This is a genomic window from Rhizobium sp. 05L429 (assembly GCF_056397645.1).
This window is the reverse complement of the sequence record NZ_JBFTNV010000044.1, coordinates 19027-39398: the sequence shown is the minus strand read 5'-3', so window position 1 is coordinate 39398 and position 20372 is coordinate 19027. Positions and strand designations below refer to the sequence as shown.

Annotated in this window: 20 protein-coding genes; 6 read left to right on the top strand and 14 right to left on the bottom strand. The window is 60.7% G+C overall.

Annotated elements, in window-relative coordinates; translation table 11 throughout:
• Positions 1–140 precede the first annotated feature (140 nt).
• Positions 141–1553: a vanillate/3-O-methylgallate O-demethylase gene (gene ligM / locus AC1DNW_RS32125; protein WP_477855441.1), complete on the top strand. Its 1413-nt coding sequence runs from the start codon at positions 141–143 to the stop codon at positions 1551–1553.
• Between the two features lie 202 nt (positions 1554–1755).
• On the top strand, positions 1756–3069 hold the full coding sequence (murA, locus tag AC1DNW_RS32120) for a UDP-N-acetylglucosamine 1-carboxyvinyltransferase (RefSeq protein ID WP_477855440.1): 1314 nt from the start codon (positions 1756–1758) through the stop codon (positions 3067–3069).
• A gap of 4 nt (positions 3070–3073) precedes the next feature.
• Here the strand turns inward: murA and AC1DNW_RS32115 are convergent, their stop codons facing one another.
• The 5 genes from AC1DNW_RS32115 to AC1DNW_RS32095 are packed head-to-tail and all read right to left on the bottom strand — an operon-like array spanning position 3074 to position 7637.
• Positions 3074–3772 (bottom strand): ABC transporter ATP-binding protein, encoded by a 699-nt coding sequence (locus tag AC1DNW_RS32115; RefSeq protein WP_477855439.1) that lies wholly within the window; start codon positions 3770–3772, stop codon positions 3074–3076.
• The gene (locus AC1DNW_RS32110; RefSeq protein ID WP_113311196.1) at positions 3772–4518 is read right to left on the bottom strand and encodes an ABC transporter ATP-binding protein; all 747 of its coding nucleotides are present in this window, start codon (positions 4516–4518) and stop codon (positions 3772–3774) included. Before AC1DNW_RS32110 ends, AC1DNW_RS32115 begins: the two co-directional genes overlap by 1 nt.
• Positions 4515–5549 carry a branched-chain amino acid ABC transporter permease gene (locus AC1DNW_RS32105; RefSeq protein WP_113311197.1) on the bottom strand — a complete coding sequence of 345 codons (1035 nt, stop codon included), beginning with the start codon at positions 5547–5549 and terminating at the stop codon, positions 4515–4517. Before AC1DNW_RS32105 ends, AC1DNW_RS32110 begins: the two co-directional genes overlap by 4 nt.
• On the bottom strand, positions 5546–6406 hold the full coding sequence (locus tag AC1DNW_RS32100; protein ID WP_113311198.1) for a branched-chain amino acid ABC transporter permease: 861 nt from the start codon (positions 6404–6406) through the stop codon (positions 5546–5548). Before AC1DNW_RS32100 ends, AC1DNW_RS32105 begins: the two co-directional genes overlap by 4 nt.
• A gap of 55 nt (positions 6407–6461) precedes the next feature.
• Complete coding sequence (locus AC1DNW_RS32095) at positions 6462–7637, bottom strand: ABC transporter substrate-binding protein (RefSeq protein ID WP_477855438.1); 1176 nt, start codon at positions 7635–7637, stop codon at positions 6462–6464.
• A 333-nt stretch (positions 7638–7970) separates the two neighbouring features.
• Between AC1DNW_RS32095 and ppk2 the strand changes: the two genes are divergently transcribed.
• Positions 7971–8879, top strand: coding sequence for a polyphosphate kinase 2 (gene ppk2 / locus AC1DNW_RS32090; protein ID WP_477855437.1), 909 nt, complete (start codon positions 7971–7973; stop codon positions 8877–8879).
• Positions 8880–8924: 45 nt separating this feature from the next.
• Here ppk2 and AC1DNW_RS32085 read toward each other — a convergent pair whose 3' ends face one another.
• The 4 genes from AC1DNW_RS32085 to AC1DNW_RS32070 all read right to left on the bottom strand — a co-directional run bounded on the left by AC1DNW_RS32085 (position 8925) and on the right by AC1DNW_RS32070 (position 13099).
• On the bottom strand, positions 8925–9767 hold the full coding sequence (locus tag AC1DNW_RS32085; protein WP_113311201.1) for an ABC transporter permease subunit: 843 nt from the start codon (positions 9765–9767) through the stop codon (positions 8925–8927).
• A 3-nt stretch (positions 9768–9770) separates the two neighbouring features.
• The gene (locus tag AC1DNW_RS32080) at positions 9771–10652 is read right to left on the bottom strand and encodes an ABC transporter permease subunit (RefSeq protein WP_113299871.1); all 882 of its coding nucleotides are present in this window, start codon (positions 10650–10652) and stop codon (positions 9771–9773) included.
• Positions 10649–11758: an ABC transporter ATP-binding protein gene (locus AC1DNW_RS32075; protein WP_477855436.1), complete on the bottom strand. Its 1110-nt coding sequence runs from the start codon at positions 11756–11758 to the stop codon at positions 10649–10651. Before AC1DNW_RS32075 ends, AC1DNW_RS32080 begins: the two co-directional genes overlap by 4 nt.
• A gap of 165 nt (positions 11759–11923) precedes the next feature.
• Positions 11924–13099 carry an extracellular solute-binding protein gene (locus tag AC1DNW_RS32070; protein WP_113311311.1) on the bottom strand — a complete coding sequence of 392 codons (1176 nt, stop codon included), beginning with the start codon at positions 13097–13099 and terminating at the stop codon, positions 11924–11926.
• A 238-nt stretch (positions 13100–13337) separates the two neighbouring features.
• Between AC1DNW_RS32070 and AC1DNW_RS32065 the strand changes: the two genes are divergently transcribed.
• A complete protein-coding gene (locus AC1DNW_RS32065) occupies positions 13338–14060 on the top strand; it encodes a GntR family transcriptional regulator (protein ID WP_477855435.1) in 723 nt (240 codons plus the stop codon).
• Between the two features lie 40 nt (positions 14061–14100).
• Positions 14101–15288, top strand: a complete 1188-nt coding sequence (gene uxuA / locus AC1DNW_RS32060; protein WP_113311203.1) for a mannonate dehydratase — start codon at positions 14101–14103, stop codon at positions 15286–15288.
• Positions 15289–15290: 2 nt separating this feature from the next.
• On the opposite strand, the gene AC1DNW_RS32055 is transcribed toward uxuA, so the two are convergent.
• From AC1DNW_RS32055 to AC1DNW_RS32035, 5 genes are all read right to left on the bottom strand, one after another.
• Positions 15291–15701, bottom strand: a complete 411-nt coding sequence (locus tag AC1DNW_RS32055; RefSeq protein ID WP_113299867.1) for an ACT domain-containing protein — start codon at positions 15699–15701, stop codon at positions 15291–15293.
• 90 nt (positions 15702–15791) lie between these two features.
• Positions 15792–15998 carry a hypothetical protein gene (locus AC1DNW_RS32050; protein WP_113311204.1) on the bottom strand — a complete coding sequence of 69 codons (207 nt, stop codon included), beginning with the start codon at positions 15996–15998 and terminating at the stop codon, positions 15792–15794.
• A 143-nt stretch (positions 15999–16141) separates the two neighbouring features.
• Positions 16142–16510: a response regulator gene (locus AC1DNW_RS32045; protein WP_113299865.1), complete on the bottom strand. Its 369-nt coding sequence runs from the start codon at positions 16508–16510 to the stop codon at positions 16142–16144.
• 93 nt (positions 16511–16603) lie between these two features.
• Positions 16604–17251: a response regulator transcription factor gene (locus tag AC1DNW_RS32040; protein WP_113311205.1), complete on the bottom strand. Its 648-nt coding sequence runs from the start codon at positions 17249–17251 to the stop codon at positions 16604–16606.
• Positions 17238–18827, bottom strand: coding sequence for a sensor histidine kinase (locus AC1DNW_RS32035; RefSeq protein WP_477855434.1), 1590 nt, complete (start codon positions 18825–18827; stop codon positions 17238–17240). Before AC1DNW_RS32035 ends, AC1DNW_RS32040 begins: the two co-directional genes overlap by 14 nt.
• Positions 18828–19382: 555 nt before the next feature.
• Here AC1DNW_RS32035 and AC1DNW_RS32030 point away from each other — a divergent pair.
• On the top strand, positions 19383–20372 hold the full coding sequence (locus tag AC1DNW_RS32030) for an HlyD family secretion protein (protein ID WP_477855433.1): 990 nt from the start codon (positions 19383–19385) through the stop codon (positions 20370–20372).

Sequence of the window (20372 nt, the reverse complement as noted above, 5' to 3'; positions counted from 1 at the left end):
TTTGGGAGGGCGGCTTTTGAGTCGCCCTTTTGCGTTTCCGGCTTCTGGAATACAGTGAGGCGGATAGAAAATAGGCTTGCAATCTGATCGCTTTGGGCATTTCATGTATACATTATCGCATACCAATGGGAGGACATCAGGTGGCGAGATCAAGCTTATCGGAAGTTTTGAAGTCGGCCGGCAATACGGTGGAGCTGCTGCGCAATTCCAAAGTCGGCATGTATGTATACCCGGTCGTGGCAACCGAGTTTTCCAACTGGCGCTCGGAGCAGGCCGCGTGGCGTAACTCCGCTGTCCTCTTCGACCAGTCACACCATATGGACGAGTTGACCGTCGAAGGACCGGATGCGGAGAAGTTCCTCGCCTATCACGGTGTCAACTCCTTCTCGAATTTCGATACGAACCGCGCCAAGCATTTCGTGCCGGTCACGCCTGCCGGTCATGTCATCGGCGACCAGATCATCTTCCGCGAGCGCGAAGACAAATTCATCCTCGTCGGTMGTTCGCCGACCTCCAACTGGCTGATGTTCTGCGCCGCCTACGGCAAGTGGAATGTGCGCCTGAAATATGATCCGCGTTCGCCCTCACGCCCGGAAGGCGAACGCGTGCTGCGCACCCATTACCGCTACCAGATCCAGGGGCCGGATGCCCCAAAGATCTTCGAGAAGATGAACGGAGGCCCTATCCCCGAGGTCAAGTTCTTCCATGTAGACAAGATCAAGGTCGGCTCGAAGACGGTGAATGCGCTGCGCCACGGAATGTCCGGTGCGCCGGGTCTGGAAATCTGGGGGCCCTATGAGGACAAGGCCTATATCCACTCTGTCATCCTGGAATCGGCKAAGGCGGCGGGCGTCGATCTCGTTCGTTGCGGCAGCCGCGCTTATTCCACCAACACGCTGGAATCMGGCTGGATCCCGTCGCCGCTGCCGGGCATCTATACGGGTGACGGCATGCTGGCGGCCTATCGCGACTGGCTGGGCGCCGACAGTTATGAGGCGACGGGTGCGATTGGCGGCAGCTTCGTTTCCAGCAATATCGAGGACTACTACGTCACGCCGTTCGAACTCGGCTACGATTTCTACATTGGCTGGAAGAAGGATGACTTCGTCGGTAAGTCCGCGCTCGAGAAGATGAAGGGCCAGACGAGCCGCAAGAAGGTAACCTTCGAGTGGAATGCCGAAGACGTGGTCAACGTCATCGCCTCGGCCTTCCGTCCGGGTGAGGATCACTTCAAGTGGATCGACTTCCCGCAGCCGAACTATGCCTCGACCAGCGCCGACAAGATCATGCGCGACGGCAAGATGGTCGGCATGTCGATGTTCAATGGTTATAGCTACAACGAACGCTGCATGCTTTCGCTCGGCATCGTCGATGCGGATGTCGAGATCGGCGACGTGCTGACCCTCGTCTGGGGCGAGCCTGACGGCGGCTCCGGCAAGACCTCGGTCGAGCCGCACAAGCAGGCCGAAATCCGCGTGCGCGTCTCGCCCACGCCCTATGCCAGCGAAGCCCGCGAGAATTACGCTGACAGCTGGCGTAGCAAGAAGGGCTGAAATCCGACACCCATCCACGGTGTTAACGACGGCGCCCGGGAGGGCGCCGTTTTTTATGGATTCTTCCTGTCATCTTGCACCTAGCCCTCGATGCAAGGCAGCGTTAAGAACAGCCGCAGCTTGGAACGGGCGATCACTTCGATGTCACAATGACAACGCAGATAATGTCCGTGAAAAATCGAATCGAACAAGGATGACAGCAGTGGCACAGGCCCAGCCGCATGAGCGAATTCAATACATCGTCGAGGGCGGGCACCGCCTTGCCGGCGAGATCCAGCCGAGCGGCAACAAGAATGCCGCGCTACCGATCATTGCCGCCTCGCTGCTGACCGACAAGCTTGTGCATCTGACCAACGTGCCGCGTATCCGCGATGTCGAAGCGCTCGTCGAGCTGATCCAGTCGGTTGGCGCCAAAGCGCGCTGGTTGGGACGCAATGAGCTCGAGATCGAGGCGAGCGACCTCAAGCCGGCCGATCTCGATCCTGGCCTCTGCGCCCGCATTCGGGCATCCATCCTGCTTGCCGGGCCGATGCTGGCCCGCTGCGGCGAGATCACGCTACCGCCACCCGGCGGCGATGTCATTGGCCGCCGCCGCGTCGACACACACTTCCTGGCGCTTGAGCAGCTCGGCGCCAAGATCAGCGTCAACGGCTCCTATAGTTTCCGTGCAGAGCATCTGCGCGGCGCTGACGTATTCCTCGACGAACCCTCCGTCACTGCGACCGAGAATGCGCTCTGCGCAGCAGTTTCTGCCGAAGGCAAGACAATCCTGCGCAATTGCGCATCAGAGCCGCATGTCCAGGATCTCGCCCATTTCCTCATCGCCATGGGCGCGAAGATCGAGGGCATCGGCACCAATACGATGACCATTCACGGTGGCCAGCCGCTTGGCGGCGCGTCGCACCGTATCGGCCCCGATCACAACGAGATCGGTTCGGTGATCGGCCTCGCTGCCGTCACCGGTTCGGAAATCACCATCCGTCGGGCGGGCGTTGAGCATTTACGTTCGACATTGATGACTTTTGAGCGTCTCGGCATCCGATGCCGCATCKAGGGCGACGATCTCGTGGTGCCGGCGGGGCAGGAGATGAAGATCCARCCGGATTTCGGTGGGCACATTMCGAAGATCGAGGACCAGCCATGGCCGGCCTTCCCGGCTGATACGATGTCGATTGCCATCGTCACCGCCTCGCAATGCGATGGTGTGGTGCTGATGTTCGAGAAGATGTTCGAAAGCCGAATGTTCTTCGTCGACAAGCTGATTACCATGGGCGCACGCATCGTGCTCTGCGATCCGCATCGCGCGATCGTGGCCGGCCCCTCCAAGCTGCGTGCAGCGCAGGTCGAGAGCCCGGATATCCGTGCCGGCATGGCGATGCTGATTGCTGCCATGTGCGCTGAGGGAACCAGCGTCATCAATAATGCCCAGCAGATTGAACGCGGCTATGAGCGGATCGAGGAGCGGCTGAACGCACTCGGCGCGCGCATCACCCGTGTACCGCCTCGGGAAACCTGAAATCTCAGACGCTTAAGTGTGCGTCGAGAGTTTCGGGTGAGGCAAGAAGCGCTTCCGATGTATCGCGATAGATCACCGCGCCGCGTTCGAGCACGATGACCTCATCCGTCAGCGGCAGCACCTTGCGCGCCTTCTGCTCGACAATGATCGCCGACATGCCCTCACCGGTGACGATACGGCGAAGTGCAGCCAGAAGCTCGTCGACGATGATAGGGGCGAGGCCTTCCAGGGGCTCGTCGAGCAGCAGGATCTTCGGATTGAGCATCAGCGCGCGGGCGATGGCGAGCATCTGCTGCTCGCCGCCGGACAGTTGATTGCCGAGGTTGCGGCGGCGTTCCTGCAGGCGCGGGAACATCTGGTAGACGCGGGTGACATTCCACGTGCCGGGGCGGGCGCTTGCCGTCAGGTTTTCCTCCACCGTCAGCGAACGGAAGATATTGCGCTCCTGCGGCACCCAGCCGATGCCGAGCGGCGCGCGCTTTTCCGCMCTGAGCCGCGTGATGTCGCGCTGCTGCAGGTGGATGGAGCCGGCGTGGTGGGTGGTGACGCCGATAATGGTGTTGAGCAGGGTCGTCTTGCCGGCGCCGTTGCGGCCGAGCAATGCCAGCGAACGGCCTTCCTMCAGCGAGACATCGACCTTGGCAAGCACATGGGCCTCCCCATAACCGGCGACGAGACGTTCGATACGAAGCAGTTCGACCATCAGGCATCCTCCCCGAGATAGATGGCTTTCACCTGCGGGTCTTTCGAGATCTCGGCGACGGTTCCCTCGGCGAAGAGTGCGCCGGCGGCGAGTACCGAAATACGGTCTGCGAACGAGAAGACGAGGTCCATATCATGTTCGATCAGCACGACGGTGACATTGGCCGGCAGCTCGCGGACGATGCCGAGAACCTCGTGCCGCTCCTCTTCGGGAACGCCGGCGGCGGGCTCATCGAGTAGCAGCACCTTCGGCTGCATGGCAATCGCAAGGGCGATCTCCAGCAGGCGCTGCTTGCCATAGGGCAGGAGTGTCGTCGGCGTGCACATGACATCGACCAAACGAAAGCGCTCCAGCAGTGCGGCGGCTTCATCGGCGACTTCGCGGTCGGCCGAGAGCGGCCGCCAGGCGAAGCGGCCATGCCCCTTGCGTTCGCTGATCGCCAGCATGACGGAATCCAGCGGCGTGAAATCGCCGAAGAGCTGGTTGATCTGGAAAGTGCGCGCAAGACCCTTGCCGACGCGGCGATAGGAGGAGACGCTGGTGATATCTTCGCCAGCGAGCAGGATCTCGCCGCTGTTCGGTGTCAGTACGCCGGTTAGCAGGTTGATGATCGTGGTCTTGCCGGCGCCGTTCGGGCCGATCAGCGCATGGCGCGCGCCCTGGCGGATCTGCAGCGAGACGTCATTGGTGGCGATGAAGCCGCCGAAGCGCTTGACGAGGTGGCGTGTCTCGAGGGCGAGCGTCATTTACTTTCCTCCGCGACGGCTTGCTGCATGCTGGCTTCGCGCTTGCGCGTCGAGCCTGGTAGCAGGGTCTGCCAGCGCGTCAGGCGCTCGCGGCCGACTAGGACGATGATGATAAGCACGAGGCCGATCCAGAACATCCAGTATTGCGGCGTGATGACCGACAGCCAGTTGCGCAGGATCGAGAAGATGACAGCGCCGAACACGCCTCCATAGAGATAGCCGACGCCGCCGATAACCAGCACCAGCAGCACTTCGGCTGACCTGTGGAAGGCGAGAACGTCAGGCGAGACGAAGCTGGTTGTCTGGGTCAGTAGCGCGCCCGCTATGCCGGCATAGGCGGCGGATATCGTGTAGATTGCGACGATGCGGCGGGTGGGCGAGATGCCGAGCATGGAGGCGCGGCGCTCGTTGCGCTTGATCGCCTTCAGCGACAGGCCGAAAGGCGAATTGACGATGCGCCGGGCGCCATAGGTCAGGACCATCAGCACAATCAGGCAGTAGATGTAGCCGGTGCGGCCCCAAAGATCGAATTCGAAATAACCGAGGATTGGATTGATGATGACGCCGCTGAGGCCATCGGCGCCGCCGGTAAGCCAAGCGGCCTGATTGATGAGTTCGGCGAGCAGCATGGCGACACCGAAGGTGGTCATGAGCCGGGTGAGATCAGAACCGCGCAGCACGAGGAAGCTCGTCAGAAAGCCGAAGATGCCGCTGATGAGGCCAGCGACCAGCAGACCGATAATCGGCTCGCCGGAGACATGGACGGCAAAGAGACCAGCTGCGTAAGCGCCGAGGCCGAAGAAGGCGGTATGGCCGAGCGAGACGATGCCGGCATAACCGAGGATGAGATCCAGCGAGATGGCAAAAAGCGCCAGGATGGCGATCTCCGTCAGGATCAGCATCTGCGAGGGCAGGACAAAGATCGCGGCGATGGCCACCAGCCACAGCGCGAATTCCCAGATTTGCCAGCGGCCGGCGCGCTTCAGGAGCCCCATGGCCTCCGTGGAGGCGTTGTTGCGTTCGCCGCTCATCGGCCGCCCTCCCGGGAGAAGAGGCCATGGGGCCGGAGGATCAGCACAAGGATCATGACGGCATAGATGATGAAGGCGCCGAGTTGCGGCACGTAATATTTGCCGGCGACATCGGCGATGCCGAGCAGCAGCGCAGCAATGAAGGGGCCTGTTATAGACGACGTGCCGCCGACGGTGACGACGATCATGAAATAGATGAGGTATTTCAGCGGAAAGTTCGGGTCGAGGCCGAGTAGCTCGGTGCCGAGTGCGCCGCCAAGGCCGGCAAGGCCGGAACCCAGCGCGAAGGTCAGTGCGAAGATGACCGACACGTTGATGCCCAAGCCGCGCGCCACGCGTCCGTCATCGACGGCGGCGCGAAGCTGGCTGCCGAAGCGGGTGCGGGTGAGAGCTAACTGAAGTGCTACCGTCAAGGCTGCGCAGATGACGATGATGAAGAGCCGGTAACGGCCGATATCCATGCCGAGGAAGCCGAAGCGGCCGCTGAGTTCGGGCGGCAGATTGATGAGCTGCTGCTGGCCACCCATGAAGTAATCGATTGCCGCGATCGCCATGAAGACAAGGCCGATCGAAAACAGAACCTGATCGAGATGCGAAGCCGAATAGAGGCGGCGGTAGAGCAGCCGTTCCAACACAACGCCGGCAAGCGCCGTGACGATGAAGGCAGCCGGCAGGCACCAGTAGAAGGAGATGCCGTAGCTATTCATCATGATGACGGTGACGTAGCCGCCTGCCATGGCGAAGGCGCCATGCGCCAGATTGACGAAATTCATCAGGCCCAGCGTGACCGACAATCCGCAGGCTAGAACAAAGAGAAGCATGCCATAGGCAATGCCGTCGAACAGGATTGTCAGCATGAGACCTCACTGCATCCAGGCGGCGGAATTGCTTCCGCCGCCTGTTCCTCGGGGCTTACTTGGCAGCCGTATTCGGATCGTGGATCTTCGGGTAAGTCGCGAACTCGACATTGTAGAGCTCGCCATTCTTCTCCTTGACCTCGCGCATGTAGATGTCCTGCACGATGTCGCGAGTTGCCGGATCGATAGTGATCGGACCACGGGGGCTGACGAACTCCATGCCCTTCATGGCTTCGACGAGCTTGGTGCCATCGGTATCGCCGCCGGTCTTTTCGAGCGCGGCATAGGCGACATGCATGGCGTCATAACSGCCGACCGACATGAAGTTCGGGCGCATATTTTTGTTGGCCTTACGGACTTCGGCAACGAAGGCCTTGTTTTCCGGACTGTCGTGGTCGGTCGAATAGAAGTGGCCGGTGATGACACCCTTGGCGGCCGGTCCCATGCCGTTMAGGAGGTCGTCATCGGTGACGTCGCCGGTGGCGATCAGCTTGATGCCGGCATCCGCAAGACCCCGGTCGATGAACTGTTTCATGAAGATCGCGCCGACGCCCGAGGGCACGAAGACGAAGAGGGCATCCGGCTTGGCATCGCGCACGCGCTGAAGGAAGGGTGCAAAATCGGGGTTCTGCAGGGGAACACGAAGCGCTTCTACAACCGTGCCGCCCTCCTTCTTGAACTGGTCGGTAAAGCCCTTCTCGATGTCGATACCCGGGCCGTAGTCAGTCACCAGCGTGACGACCCGTTTCAGGTTGTTCTGGACGGCCCAGGTGGCGACCGGAACGGCCGATTGCGGACCGCCCATCGAGGTACGCACGAAATAGGGCGACTGCTTCATGATCGCCGAAGTCGTGGCCGAGGTGATGATCGCCGGGACCTTTGCCTGATTGAGAACTGGGGCGACACCCATGGCAAGTGGCGTCAGACCGAAGCCGACCAGCATCTTGACGCCGTCATTGACGACGAGTTCCTGGGCGATGCGGCGGGTCTGGTCGGCCGTGCCGGCGTCGTCACGCAGGACAAGCTCGATCTTCTTGCCTGCAACCGTATCGCCATTGATTGCCATGTATGCGCGAGCGCCCGCCTCGACCTGGCGTCCGGTTGAGGCGAAAGGGCCTGTCATAGGCAGGATCACGCCGATCTTCACCGTTTCCTGTGCAAATGCAGGTGCTCCGGCAAGCGTCGCGAGCGCAGCGCCGGCAACGAATAGTCTTCTCGAAAACGAAACCATGTATACTCCTCCCAATGTTGCGCACCATATCTCTCTCCCGGAGATATGCCCGCGACCTGCGCGTTTTCCTTCGCTCCTCCGAAGAAAACGCCGCCGTCGCGAAAATTGCTCAGCAAGTCCAATGTATACATAAAACTTGACATGGCACAAGCCGCGGCCATCTGTAGAACCAGTCGATTGCCACCGCCGAAACGGCCATAAAAGGCTGTACAAGCCGGGGTTCCCGGTCTGTAATTTTGCGTTTTGCCAAAGCAAATTTTCGATCGTCGCAACTCTGTCATATAGCTATGGCGAGAACGTGCTTTATCGAGCAAATTGAACAGGGAGCGTGCCATGATCGAAAACACTGAGCTCGACCGTATCAAGAACGAAATTGCAGACAGCTTCGACGAAGAGCTGAAACTGCAGTTGGAGGAGGACCGGCTCGACGAGCTGGTCGCCGAGGGCATGTCCGGCCCGGCGGAACAGACGCTCGAACGCAAGCTCTATTTCCGCGAGCTTTTCCGCCTGCAGCATGAACTAGTCCGCCTGCAGGACTGGGTTCAGTACAAGAAGCTCAAGGTCGTCGTGCTTTTCGAAGGCCGTGACTCCGCCGGTAAGGGCGGCGCGATCAAGCGCGTGACCCAGCGCCTCAATCCGCGCGTCTGCCGTGTCGTCGCACTGCCGGCGCCGACCGAGCGCGAGCGGAACCAGTGGTATTTCCAGCGCTACACTCCACACCTGCCATCGTCAGGCGAAATGGTGCTCTTCGACCGCAGTTGGTACAACCGCGCCGGCGTCGAGCGCGTCATGGGCTTCTGCACCAAGGACGAGCTGGAAGAGTTCTTCCGCTCGGTCCCTGAGTTCGAGCGCATGCTGGTGCGTTCGGGGATCATTCTCATCAAGTACTGGTTCTCGATCACCGACGAGGAGCAGGAATTCCGCTTCAACATGCGCATCCACGATCCGCTGAAGCAGTGGAAGCTTTCGCCGATGGACCTGCAGAGCCGCGTCCACTGGGAGGAATATACCAAGGCCAAGGAAGAGATGCTGGATCGCACCCATATCGACGAAGCGCCGTGGTGGGTCGTCCAGGCGGTGGACAAGAAGCGGGCGCGCCTGAACTGCATCGCGCATCTGCTGGGCCAGATTCCTTACGAGGAGGTGCCGAAGCAGGAGATCGTGCTTCCCGATCGTGTGCGCCACGATGATTATCAGCGCAGCGCGGTTCCTCAGGAAATGTACGTTCCCGAAGTCTACTGACGATTGAAAAAGAAAGCTGCTGCCGGGTTTCCGGCAGCAGCATGCTCAATGCGCTGATTGCTGCTTGGCGCGCGCGACGATCTGCGTCGGATTGACGAACTGCAGCGCGATGATGAGCCAGAAGAGCGTCGTCACCATATAGATCACCGCCATTGCATCGATCGACTGGCCGGCGCGCACGCCGGATGCAAAGACCGCGTAATAAAGCGAGACGACAAGCGTCTGCGTCTGCGGCCCCGCGATCAGGAAAGTCAGCTCGAACATGGCAAGCGTGCGCACCAGAACCAGCAGCAGTGCCGCCAGCATTCCAGGCAGAAGCAACGGCAGCAGAATGCGGATGAAGAGGCTGGTCGTGCCGGCGCCGAAAACGCGTGCTGCTGCCTCGATGCGCGGATCGATCTGCTCGATGAAAGGGATCATGACGAGCACGACGAAGGGGAAGGACGGGACGAGGTTGATCAGCACCACGCCCCAGAACGTGCCGCCGAGGCCGAGCTGATAGAGCACGGTCGCCAGCGGAATGCCGTAGGTCAGCGGCGGGATCAGCAGCGGCAGAAGGAAGAGCAGGATGATGGCGCGCTTGCCCGGAAAGTCGCGCCGCGCCAGCGCATAGGCTGTCATCACGCCGAGAATGCCCGAGATGAGGACGACGACGAAGGCCATCTCGAAGGTGACGATGACGACGCTGGAAAGCTGGAACTCGCTCCAGGCGCTGAAATACCAGCGATCCGTCCAACCGCGCGGCAGCCATGTGCCGAGCCATCGCGTGGCGAAGGAGTTGACGATCACGGCCGCGATGACGGCTAGCAGGTTGAGGACGAAGAGGGTCGCGAGCGCCCAGACGGCGATGCGCCAGATCTTTGAAGTAAGGCCCTGGTCACGGATCATGGCTCAGCCTTTCGTGCCGCCGGCCGGGCCGCGGTAGAAGAACGAACGTGCGCCGAGAATGGCGACAACGACGAAGAGCTCGACGCCGCCCATGATAAGGGCGATGGCCGTGCCGTAGGAATGGTCATATTGTTCGAAGGCGGCCTGATAGGCGGCAATCGAGATGACTCGCGTTGGACCGGCCGGCGCGCCGAGCAGGACAGCTGATGGAAAGACGGCGAAGGCCTGCACGAAGGAGAGGCAGAAGGTCACGGCAAGACCGGGCACAAGCAGTGGCAGGAAAACGCGCATGAAGCGCTGCCGTGCATTCGCCCCGAGCGTGGCAGCAGCCTGCTCGATCGCTGGATCGATGCCGGTGATATAGGACAGCGTCAGCAGGAAGGCGAAGGGAAAGCCCGTGATCAGCAACGAGGCGAAGACGCCCCAGTAGTTGTTAGTCAGCTTGACCGGTGAATCCAGGACGCCGAAAAGAATGAGTGTCTCGTTGAACCAGCCGCGCGGCCCGAGAAAAGTCAGAAGACCATCGGCGACGAAGACCGTGCCGAGCGTGATCGGTAGCACGAGAATGGTTGTCAGCAGCCGCTGCCGGCGCATCAGCCGGACGCGGAAGGCCACGGGGACTGCGAAGGCCAGGTTGACGATGGTGACAGGCAAGGCGAGCCACATGGTGTTGGCGATCGTGCCGTACTGGAACTGGTCGGAGAAGAACTTCGCGTAATTTTCGTACCAGAACCCTCCATCCTTCGGCATCAGCGAATCCGCGACGCCGTAGATGAAGGGATAGATGAAGAGCGCGATCATGAAGAGCAGGCCCGGCAGCACAAGCAGCGTCGTGCCATCAAGGCCTTGGGCGGCGAGCCTGGTTTTCAGTGACGGCCCGCTCATCCGGCTGCCCCCTTGAAGACGAGCGAGCGACCCGCGACCGGCTGTAGCGTCGCTGCGGCGCCGCGCGGCAATGCGTCATCGGCGCGGAAATAGAGGTCCGATCCGTCGGCCGAGCGAGCCATGCCGAAGAAGGCGCGGCCGCGATATTCGGTGCTGGCGACGGTGACGGGAATGCCGATGCCGTCATTGGTTGCGACGAGATCTTCTGGGCGCACGGAAAGCACGGCGGCATCGCCTACTTTAAGCGTATCACGCATGGTACCGGTCAGCCGGGCGCCGGTGGTTTCGATCTCGGCCTCGTTGCCGGAGACGGACACGACGCGGCCGGGGATGCGGGTGCGGAAGCCCATGAAATCGGCAACATTAAGATTGACCGGTCGCTGGTAGAGGTCCTGAGGCGTGCCGATCTGCTGGATATGGCCCTGGCTCATGACGACGATACGGTCGGCAAGCGACAGTGCCTCATCCTGGTCATGGGTCACGTAAACGGTGGTGGAGCCGATCTGATCATGGATGCCTCGGATTTCGGCGCGCATTTCCAGGCGTAGCTTGGCGTCCAGGTTGGAGAGCGGCTCGTCCATCAGCACGATCGGCGGGCGGATCACGATGGCGCGAGCGATGGCGACGCGTTGCTGCTGACCGCCGGAGAGTTGGCCGGGCAGCTTGTCGGCCTGACTTTCGAGGCGCACGAGGGCCAGGGCATCGATGATGCGTTTGTCGGCCTCTGCGCCGCGGATGCCCTGCATCGCAAGGCCGAAGCCGACATTCTTGCGCACGCTCATGTGCGGGAAGAGTGCGTAGCTTTGGAAAACCATGCCGAAGCCGCGCTTTTCCGGCTCCAACTGATCGATGCGATTGCCGCCGAGGCGGATTTCGCCGCCGGTAAGGCCAAGCAGACCGGCAATGCAGTTCAGCGCCGTGGACTTGCCACAGCCAGAGGGGCCGAGAAGTGCGATGAATTCGCCGGGCTCAATGGCAAGATCGATGCCATCAAGGGCGTTATAGGCGCCGAAGGATCGCCTGATGCCATCAAGCTCAAGTCGCGCATTCTTCCGCGAAGACAGCGTTGCAGCGTTATGAACCGGCAAAGTCAATGCAATCTCCATTTATCGGCAATCATGGCCGATAGAGCATCACCGCTCTTGAAGCACGGCGACGCTCTATCCTTTGTTTTCAAGCAGTTCCCGCAAAAACGCTGTGCACTTTTGCGGGAATTGCTTTGGAACTCCGGCGCCGTGAAGCCAGCGCCGGATTATTATGACCAGCAGGGATCAGCCCTTCTTGGCGCCGATCTTTTCGTCCCAGATGCGGAAGGCCTGGACGAGCTGCTTGGGCTCCAGCGGAACTTCCAGAGGGCTGCCGGCGATCCAGTCGGCATATTCCGGCCGGCCGAATTCCTTGATGGTTTCCTGGCTTTCTGCCGGCGCCATATCGAGGGTGACATCCTTCACCGCCGGGCCGGGATAGAAGTAGCCGGCGTCATAGGCGATCGCCTGCTGCTGCGGCTGATAGATGAAGTTCAGGACGTCGAGCAGAACGCCGATCTTTTCGTCGGAAACACCCTTCGGGATCGCCGCATAGTGGGCGTCGGTGACCCAGTGGAAGCCTTCGAGCTTGCCGACCTTGGCTTCCTCGGGAACGATGCCGAGCGCGCGCGGGTTGATGTCCCAACCGGTGGTCGTGGCGACGATGTCGCGCGTGCCTTCGCCTAGTTCTTTGAAGACCACTGCGGTGCCGGTCGGGTAGTATTCGATGTTTTCGCCGAGAGCGGCCAGATATTCCCAGGTCTTGGCCCAGCCGTTGACCGGGTCGCGCGGATTGCTGTCACCGAGCAGGTAGGGCAGGCCCATCAGCAGCGTGCGGCCCGGGCCGGAGTTTGCCGGGCGGGCATAGAGGAACTTGTTCTTGTTCTGCTTCGTCCAGTCGAGCAGCTCCTGCGCCGTCTTCGGCGGGGTTGCCACCTTGTCCGGCATGTATTCGATCAGCGGGCCGGACGGATAATAGGTGATGACGACGCCCTGGTCCTTGGCAAGCGCCTGCATCTTGAATGCCTGTGGCTGCAGGATGCTTTCAAGATTGGGCAGTGCCGACTTGTGGCTGGTTAGGTCGACCCAGAGACCCTGGTCGACGCCGGCCGAAAGCGCGTCCGTGCCGGTCAGGACGAGATCGATATCGACCTTGCCGGCAGCCTGCTGGGCCTGGATCTTGGCAGGCAGTTCCGGAGCAGGAGCCTTGGTGAAGGAAAAGCTGGAAACGAATTCCGGCTTAGCCTTGGCGTAGTTTTGGAACATACCCTGCGTCAGCGCCAGGTTGCCGGCGACATCGACGACGGTGATGGTAACAGGGCTTGCCGGTGCCTTTGCCTGCGCGAAAGCGCGAAGCGGCAGCAATCCGGCCGCGGCGACGCCGGCAGCTCCGCCGACGAAGGTTCTGCGTGTKATCTTCATTCTGTCCTCCTCCTTTGCGGCGGTGTCGGCCTTAACCCCGAGCGCCGCCCGTTTGCATCGCAATGCACGTCTCAATGCCTCGATGCGCCGGTTTTCCGGCAGCATCAAATGCCCGCAGCTCGAAGCTTTTCCTCCGGGTGCAATGCCACGCCGCTGTTCTCCTCCGCAGCATGTCTTGGCAWCAGAATTCAATTGATATACTAGTATGCACGAGAGTGTCAACGTCCCGAGATCATGCATGCGGCAGGCTTCCGATCCTGAAATCCTCGCCTTCCCGACGTCACGCGACGCCGGCGGAAAGATCCGCCGCGTGACGACGGCAGCGGCGATCCATGAGCGCCTGCATGCCRACATCGTTTCGCTGAGGATTCCACCGGGAACGGCGCTGCAGGAAAAGCGGATCGCCGAGGATTTCGGCGTCAGCCGCACGCCGGTGCGCGAAGCGCTGTTGCGGCTCTCCGAGGGTGGGCTCGTCGATATCTATCCGCAGTCCGGCACGGTGGTTTCGCGCGTGCCGGTTTCGGCCATTCCGGAAGCGGTCGTCGTGCGCAAGGCGCTTGAGGGAACGACGGTAGAAACGGCGGCAAGCATTGCGACAGGTGGCGACATTGCGCGGCTGGATGCAATCATAGCGCGGCAGAAGACACATGCAGCACTCGGCAATGCTTCGAGCTTCCATGAAGAGGACGAGGCCTTTCACGAGGCGATCGCGCAGATTGCCGGCTATCCCGGCATCTGGACTATTTTAAAGACCGTGAAGGTACAGATCGACAGGGCGCGGCGACTGACGCTGCCGGTGCTCGGCCGCATGGACAATGTCGTGCACGAGCATATTGGCATCCGCGACGCCATCGCCGCGCACGATGTCGCGGCGGCGCGCGAAGCTATGATTCATCACTTGAGCGCCGTTATACCCGACGTGGCGGAGCTGCGGTCGCAGTTCCCCGACTATTTCTGCTGACGGCGGAACGACAGAACACAGGATATCAAGGAGAGAGGAAATGCGGCAAGGTTGGAGATGGTTTGGGCCGGAGGCGCCGGTCACGCTGGACGAGGTGCGCCAGACGGGTGCGACAAACATCGTTTCGTCGTTACACCAGGTGCCGATCGGCCGCGCCTGGACCGAAGCGGAAGTGCGCGAGCGCCAGTCGCTGATTGAAACGACGCCGGCCGGCCGCTCGAAACTGACCTGGAGCGTTGTCGAGAGCATCCCGATCCCCGATGCCGTCAAGCGCAAGGGCGGGCAGGCCAAGGCCGAGATCGAAGCATGGATCGCCAGCCTCGAAGCCGTCGCCGCCTGCGGTATTCCGATCGTCTGCTACAACTTCATGCCTGTGGTGGACTGGACGCGCACCGATCTCGACTATGTAACGCCGACCGGTGCAACCGCCATGCGCTTTGACCATGAGCGATTTGCGGCCTTCGAGTTGTTCGTGCTGGAGCGGCCGGGTGCTGCCCAAGAATATTCTGAAGAGGATAAAGCGCGGGCCAGGGCCGTCTACGAGAGCATGACGGAAGCCGAGATTGCCGAAATTACCCGCATCATCACCTCGGCTCTGCCAGGCTCGACGACCGAGCCGCTGACCATTCCGGCTTTTCGCGAAAAGCTTATCGCCTATCAGGGGATCGACGCGAAGAAGCTTCGCCAGCACCTCATCGAATTCCTTGAAGCCGTCGTGCCGGCCGCAGAAGCGCGAGGCGTGAAGCTGACCCTGCATCCGGACGATCCGCCGCGATCGCTCTTCGGCCTGCCGCGTATCGCTTCGACGGCTGAGGACTACGCAGCACTGTTCGACGCCGTGCCGGCGGCCGCCAACGGCATGTGCTATTGCACCGGCAGCCTCGGCGTGCGCGCCGGCAACGACCTGCCGGCGATTGCGCGGCGTTTTGCCTCGCGCATCTATTTCGCCCATCTTCGCGCTACGATCCGCGAGGGCGACGGCCGTACCTTCCATGAAAGCGCACATCTCGAAGGTGACGTGAACATGGTTGCCGTGCTGAAGGAGCTCGTTGCCGAGGATCGCCGCCGCAGCGCCGACCAGTCGATCGTCTTCCGCTCGGATCACGGCCACCGCATGCTCGACGATCTGCAGAAGAATGTCACGCCCGGCTATCCGGCAATCGGCCGTCTTCGCGGCCTTGCCGAGCTACGCGGCATTCTGCACGCGCTCGACGCGCCACCGACCTGATTTCAGTTCTGGCTTGCAGCCGAAAACTGCCGCAGCGCTTCGACGGCCCGTTCGGCATCAATGGCAGGCACGAAAATGTGGTCGTGGTGATAGGCCGCAACCACATTGGCGCTGATGCCGACTTCCGTTAACGCGCGGGAGAAGGCGGCGGTMAGGCCCACCGCTTCAAGCGAGGAATGCACCTTCAGCGTGATCTGCCGCATGGGCGGGCTAGCCTGCAGGCCGGCCTTGCGGGCCGCCTCCAGCGACAGGATGAGCGTCAGCCCTTCCGTTTCGTGAAAGAGGCCGAGCGGGCGAAGATGCAGGTAGTCTTCCGGCTGGAAGGCCGGCACGGTGCAATAGACAAATTCGCCGTCTGCCAATTCCGGCTCCATGGTCGAAAGAAGAACGGAAAGGTCCGTGATGCCTGTCATGTCGTCTTTTCCCTGAAGCCGAGAGATGGCGGCGTTATCTCACTGACCGGCCGGGAGGAGTAAACCGGTCAGTACCAGGTATTGGGAGGATCAGAAATGCGTCCGGCTGATTTCRTCCGGGCGGCGATGCGCGGCAATGCGGACCGGTTGGTATTCGTAGATCGGATTTTCCGGTTCCAGGCGCAGAAGCGCGCAGTGGAACTTGTAATTGGCACCGGTTACGATGTTGGAGAAGATTACATCCATCAGAATGTTCTTCCCCACGCTGATAAATATCGGACGTTTGAACTTCATCATGGCGTCACCTCGTTTTTCTATCCAGTGTACTGGATGTAACGAAGGAATTCTATTCTTTAATGCTTCCGTCCAAAATTATACATAGGTGTATAAATTTGATCTGATGGCGGAAGCAATACTTCGGAATTCGCCGCAGTGGAGCCTTACGGCTTCAGAGCCATTTCCAGATACTTGATGAGGGAATCAAATTCGACCGGCTTGCCCAGAAAGGCCAGCGCGCCGCCTTCAATGGCGGCCGTCCTAGTCCGCTCGTCGCGATAGGAGGTCATGAAGATCATCGGCGGTTTTTCGGGCTCGCCGTTGAGGATTTCCTGCAGTTCGATGCCGCTGAGGCCCGGCATCTTGACGTCGACGAGCATGCAGTCGATCGCCGCCCTGTCATTAAAGGCCAGAAACTCTTCCGCAGAAGCAAAAAGCTTGCTGCGGTAGCCGCACGACTGGATCAGATCGTCAAGAGCCTCCCGGATGGCCTGGTCGTCATCGACGACCGCGATTGTGGATGTATGTGACACGAGATTGGTAGCCTTGCTTATTCCTGCATTACGTTAGGTTATATTATGAGGCTCATGACCGTGTCGCGGTACCATACAAGGGTCTAGGTTACACTACCTGCCTTCCAGCATTTCGGTCTTGCGCACCAGATCGGCCACCGAGCGCACCTGCATCTTGCGCATGACATTGCCGCGATGCAGCTTCACGGTGATTTCGCTGATGCCGAGGTCATAGGCAATCTGCTTGTTCATCAGTCCCTTGACGACAGCGGCCATCACCTCCCGCTCGCGGGGCGTGAGCGTATCCACCAGCGAGGCGACAGCATCGCTTGCTGCCATTTCCCGGCGCCGCGCCATGTCCTTCTCGATCGCGATGCCGACGGCATCGAGAATGTCCTGGTCGCGGAAAGGTTTTGTGAGGAAGTCGACGGCGCCGGCCTTCATGGCGCGCACGCTCATCGGAATATCGCCGAAGCCGGTCATGAAGACGATCGGCATCCTGCTGCCGATCCGTTCGAGATGAAGCTGGAAATCCAGTCCGCTGAGGCCCGGCAAGCGCACGTCGAGGAGAATGCAGCCCGGCCGGCGCAGGTCGGCGGTATCGAGAAAGGCAGTGGTCGTGGCAAAGGAGGCGGCGTCCATCTGGACCGACCGGAAGAGGTCGACAAGCGACTCGCGGATGGATTCGTCATCATCGACGACATAGACGATTGGCAATACGGACTGCGAGGCTGCCTTCGATGCGGCGCTAGTGTCGGTCATGGTCGTCCTCAATCGGTATGATCATTTCGAAGATGGCGCCGCCTTCAGGATGATTGCCGGCAATCAGCTGGCCGCCTCCGGCTTCCAGCGTGCTGCGGCAGATGGAGAGTCCCATGCCCATTCCGGAGGGCTTGGTCGTGAAGAAGGGCGTGAAAAGCTTCGTCATTGCCTCCTCGCTGATACCAGGGCCGAAATCTCTCACGGAGAGGCTGACAAACATATCATCCTTCCTTTCGAGCGAGATCAGAATCTTACGCTGGTCGATCGCCGTCGCCTGCATCGCCTGCACGGCATTGGTAACGAGGTTGATCAGCACTTGCTGCAGTTCGATGCGGATCGCCTTTACCGAAGGCGCTTTTTCGCCTCGTTCAACCTCGAAGCTCACCATGTCGCGCTGGAAGTCGTGATCCATCAAGGCGCGCGTTTCCTCGATCAGGGTTTCAAGATCGACATATTCGGGCGTACGGTCGGTATGGGACAGCATCGAGCGGGTGTTGTGGATGATTTCGCTCGCGCGCTGGCTGTCGCGGATGATGCGCTCGGCCGAACGGTGCACGGCGGCAAGATCCGGCGGTTCGCGGTTCAGCCAGCGAAGCAGCGTCTGAGCATTGACGACAATCGCGCCGAGCGGCTGGTTGAGTTCGTGGGCGAGCGAGGCTGAAAGCGTGCCGACGGTCGCCGCGCGGGAGGCACGGGCAAGCTCGTCCTGCGCTTCGCGCAAAGCCTTCTGCGTCATTTCGCGCTGGGTGATATCCACCATGCCGACCACCACGCGGTTGAAGGCGGCAGGGTCCTCGGGAAAACTCATGCTCATGATGACAAGCCTGATCTCGCCGTTTTCAGCAATCAGATTGCCCTTGCCTTCAAAATGACGTTCCCCGCGAAAGATGGCATTCATCAGGTCCAGGAAGGTATCATCGTCAGGGGCGATGTAGCGGCGCATCGTGCGCGACTGCAGGCCGTCGGMGACGTGGCCGAGCAGTTCCAGCGCCGCGTCATTGAAGGCGATGGTACGGATGAGGCCCGTGCAGGTGGCGATGATGCTGGGGTTCGTTCGGTAGTAATCTTTGAGGTCGCTGACACCTTCGGCCTTCAAAGACATCAGGAAGGCTCGCACTGCGGAATAATCGYGCTCCCAGAGTGCGATGCGGCTGTGCTCGAAAATATAGCGGAAGCGGGTCTCACTGTCGCGAAGGTGCAGGTTGGCCTCGATGAGCCCGGTGCGCGCGGTTTCGTTCCGGAGAATAAGGGCGCAGGTGATGGTGATCGCGGCTAGAGAAACCGCAAAGCGCAACTGCGCCGGAACATCTTCCCCCAGGCCGTGCGAGTAGAAATAAGCAAAAAGTGTAAAAGCGGTGCAGATGACCGCAAGCAGCGTTGTTCCGATCCTCGTCAGTATTTCGGCAGCTAGCAGCAGCACGATAACATAGAGGACTGCGATGGCGCTTTGGATCTCGGTGAAGGCATCGACGTAGAATACAGTGGCGCCGAGAACCAGGGCGATCAGGCCAAGCGTGATTTCATGCGAGGGTGTTCCTCGCCGGTTGACCAGCTTCAATAATACAGATGATCCCATGCCCCCTCGCTGTGGCCCCGGTCCTATTCGAACCGGTTAATTCTCGCGTAGCTTAATGCGGTGTTTAGCCGCGCAAAGCTATACAAAAGTGTTGGAAGTAAAGGGCGAATAGTTCCTCCGRCCAAAAAGAAAGACCGCCCCGAGCGGCGGGACGGTCTATGGCGGATGGGAGGATCCGCAGGGCTTCGGCGGAGGGGGACGCCTGCCCTAGAGGTGGCAAGGGGCGGTGCCACCAGCTTGGAACCGTGAATGGTCAGGTCGGCTCCGAGCTACGAGTAGAAGGTAAATCGAAGAGCCCTGTGGCGTAACTATACTTAGGTTTTGGTCCGGCCATACGAAGCGGCAGGTCCGTTTGCTGGGCGAATGGCTTTGAAACTTGGGTTGATGACTTCCGCAAGGATGACGCCGCAGGTGGCACGCAGAACCGATGAAAATCCATCGGACACGGTCACGACTTTTACGGCGTGCAAGGCGTCGCAGCACGGTTGTCATATTGCCAGAGGCATAATCCTGAGACACAGTCAGCCGGACTACTCCATCTGAAAGAGGGCACCGATGAKGGCAGCAGGAATGGTACGGGCAGTCGTGGGGATCGTGGCCCTCGTCGTTCTTGGTGTTCTGCTTTGGTTTGCGACGCGCCCGCCGCCGCTGGTAGTGCAGGGCGAGGTTTCCGCCAATCGCGTCGATATCAGCCCGCGTGTCGCTGGCCGTATTCTCAAACTCAACGCCGATGTCGGTGACAATGTCGAGAAGGGCACTGTTATCGCCGAGCTGGAAAGCCCGCAATTGACGGCGGCATTGCATCTGGCCGAAGCGGCAGTCGGCGTATCCGAAGCCGATCTGACCCGGGTCAACAGCACGCGTCCGGAAACCATCGATGCGGCCAATGCCGAGCTTGCGGCAGCGAGCGCCGACGTCACGCTCTATCAGGAAGAGTCCGCCCGTCAGGCGCGGTTGATAACGACAGGGGCCTCGACGCAGGCGCAGGTCGATCAGACGGCCCGCAATCTGGAAGCGGCGATCCGCAAACAGGAATCGGCTGCAGCCAATGCGCGGCTTGCGACGGCCGGGTCCAGCAAGGAAGAAAAAGCGCTTGCCGCCGCCCAGGTGGAGCAGGCGCGCGCCTCCCTCAATCAACGGCAAGTCGATGTCTCGGAACTCACCATCCATGCGCCGATTTCCGGTCAGGTGACGACGCGCGTTGCCGAGCTCGGCGAAAACTTCAGCGCCGGTTCGCCGCTGTTTTCGATCATCGACCTGCAGAGCCCCTGGTTCACCTTCAATCTTCGTGAGGACCTGCTGAAGGGACTCAAGGTCGGGGACGGCTTCAATGTCACTGTTCCGGCGCTTGGTGGCGGTCAGTCGATCCCGGTCAAGGTAACGATGATTAACGCGCAGGGCCAATATGCGACCTGGCGTGCGACGCGCGCTACCGGCGATTTCGACCTGCGCACCTTCGAGGTGCGCGCCGTGCCCGCCAATCCCGTCGAAGGGTTGCGGCCGGGCATGAGTGTCATCGCCTCCTGGCCGCCGGCGGGGCATTGA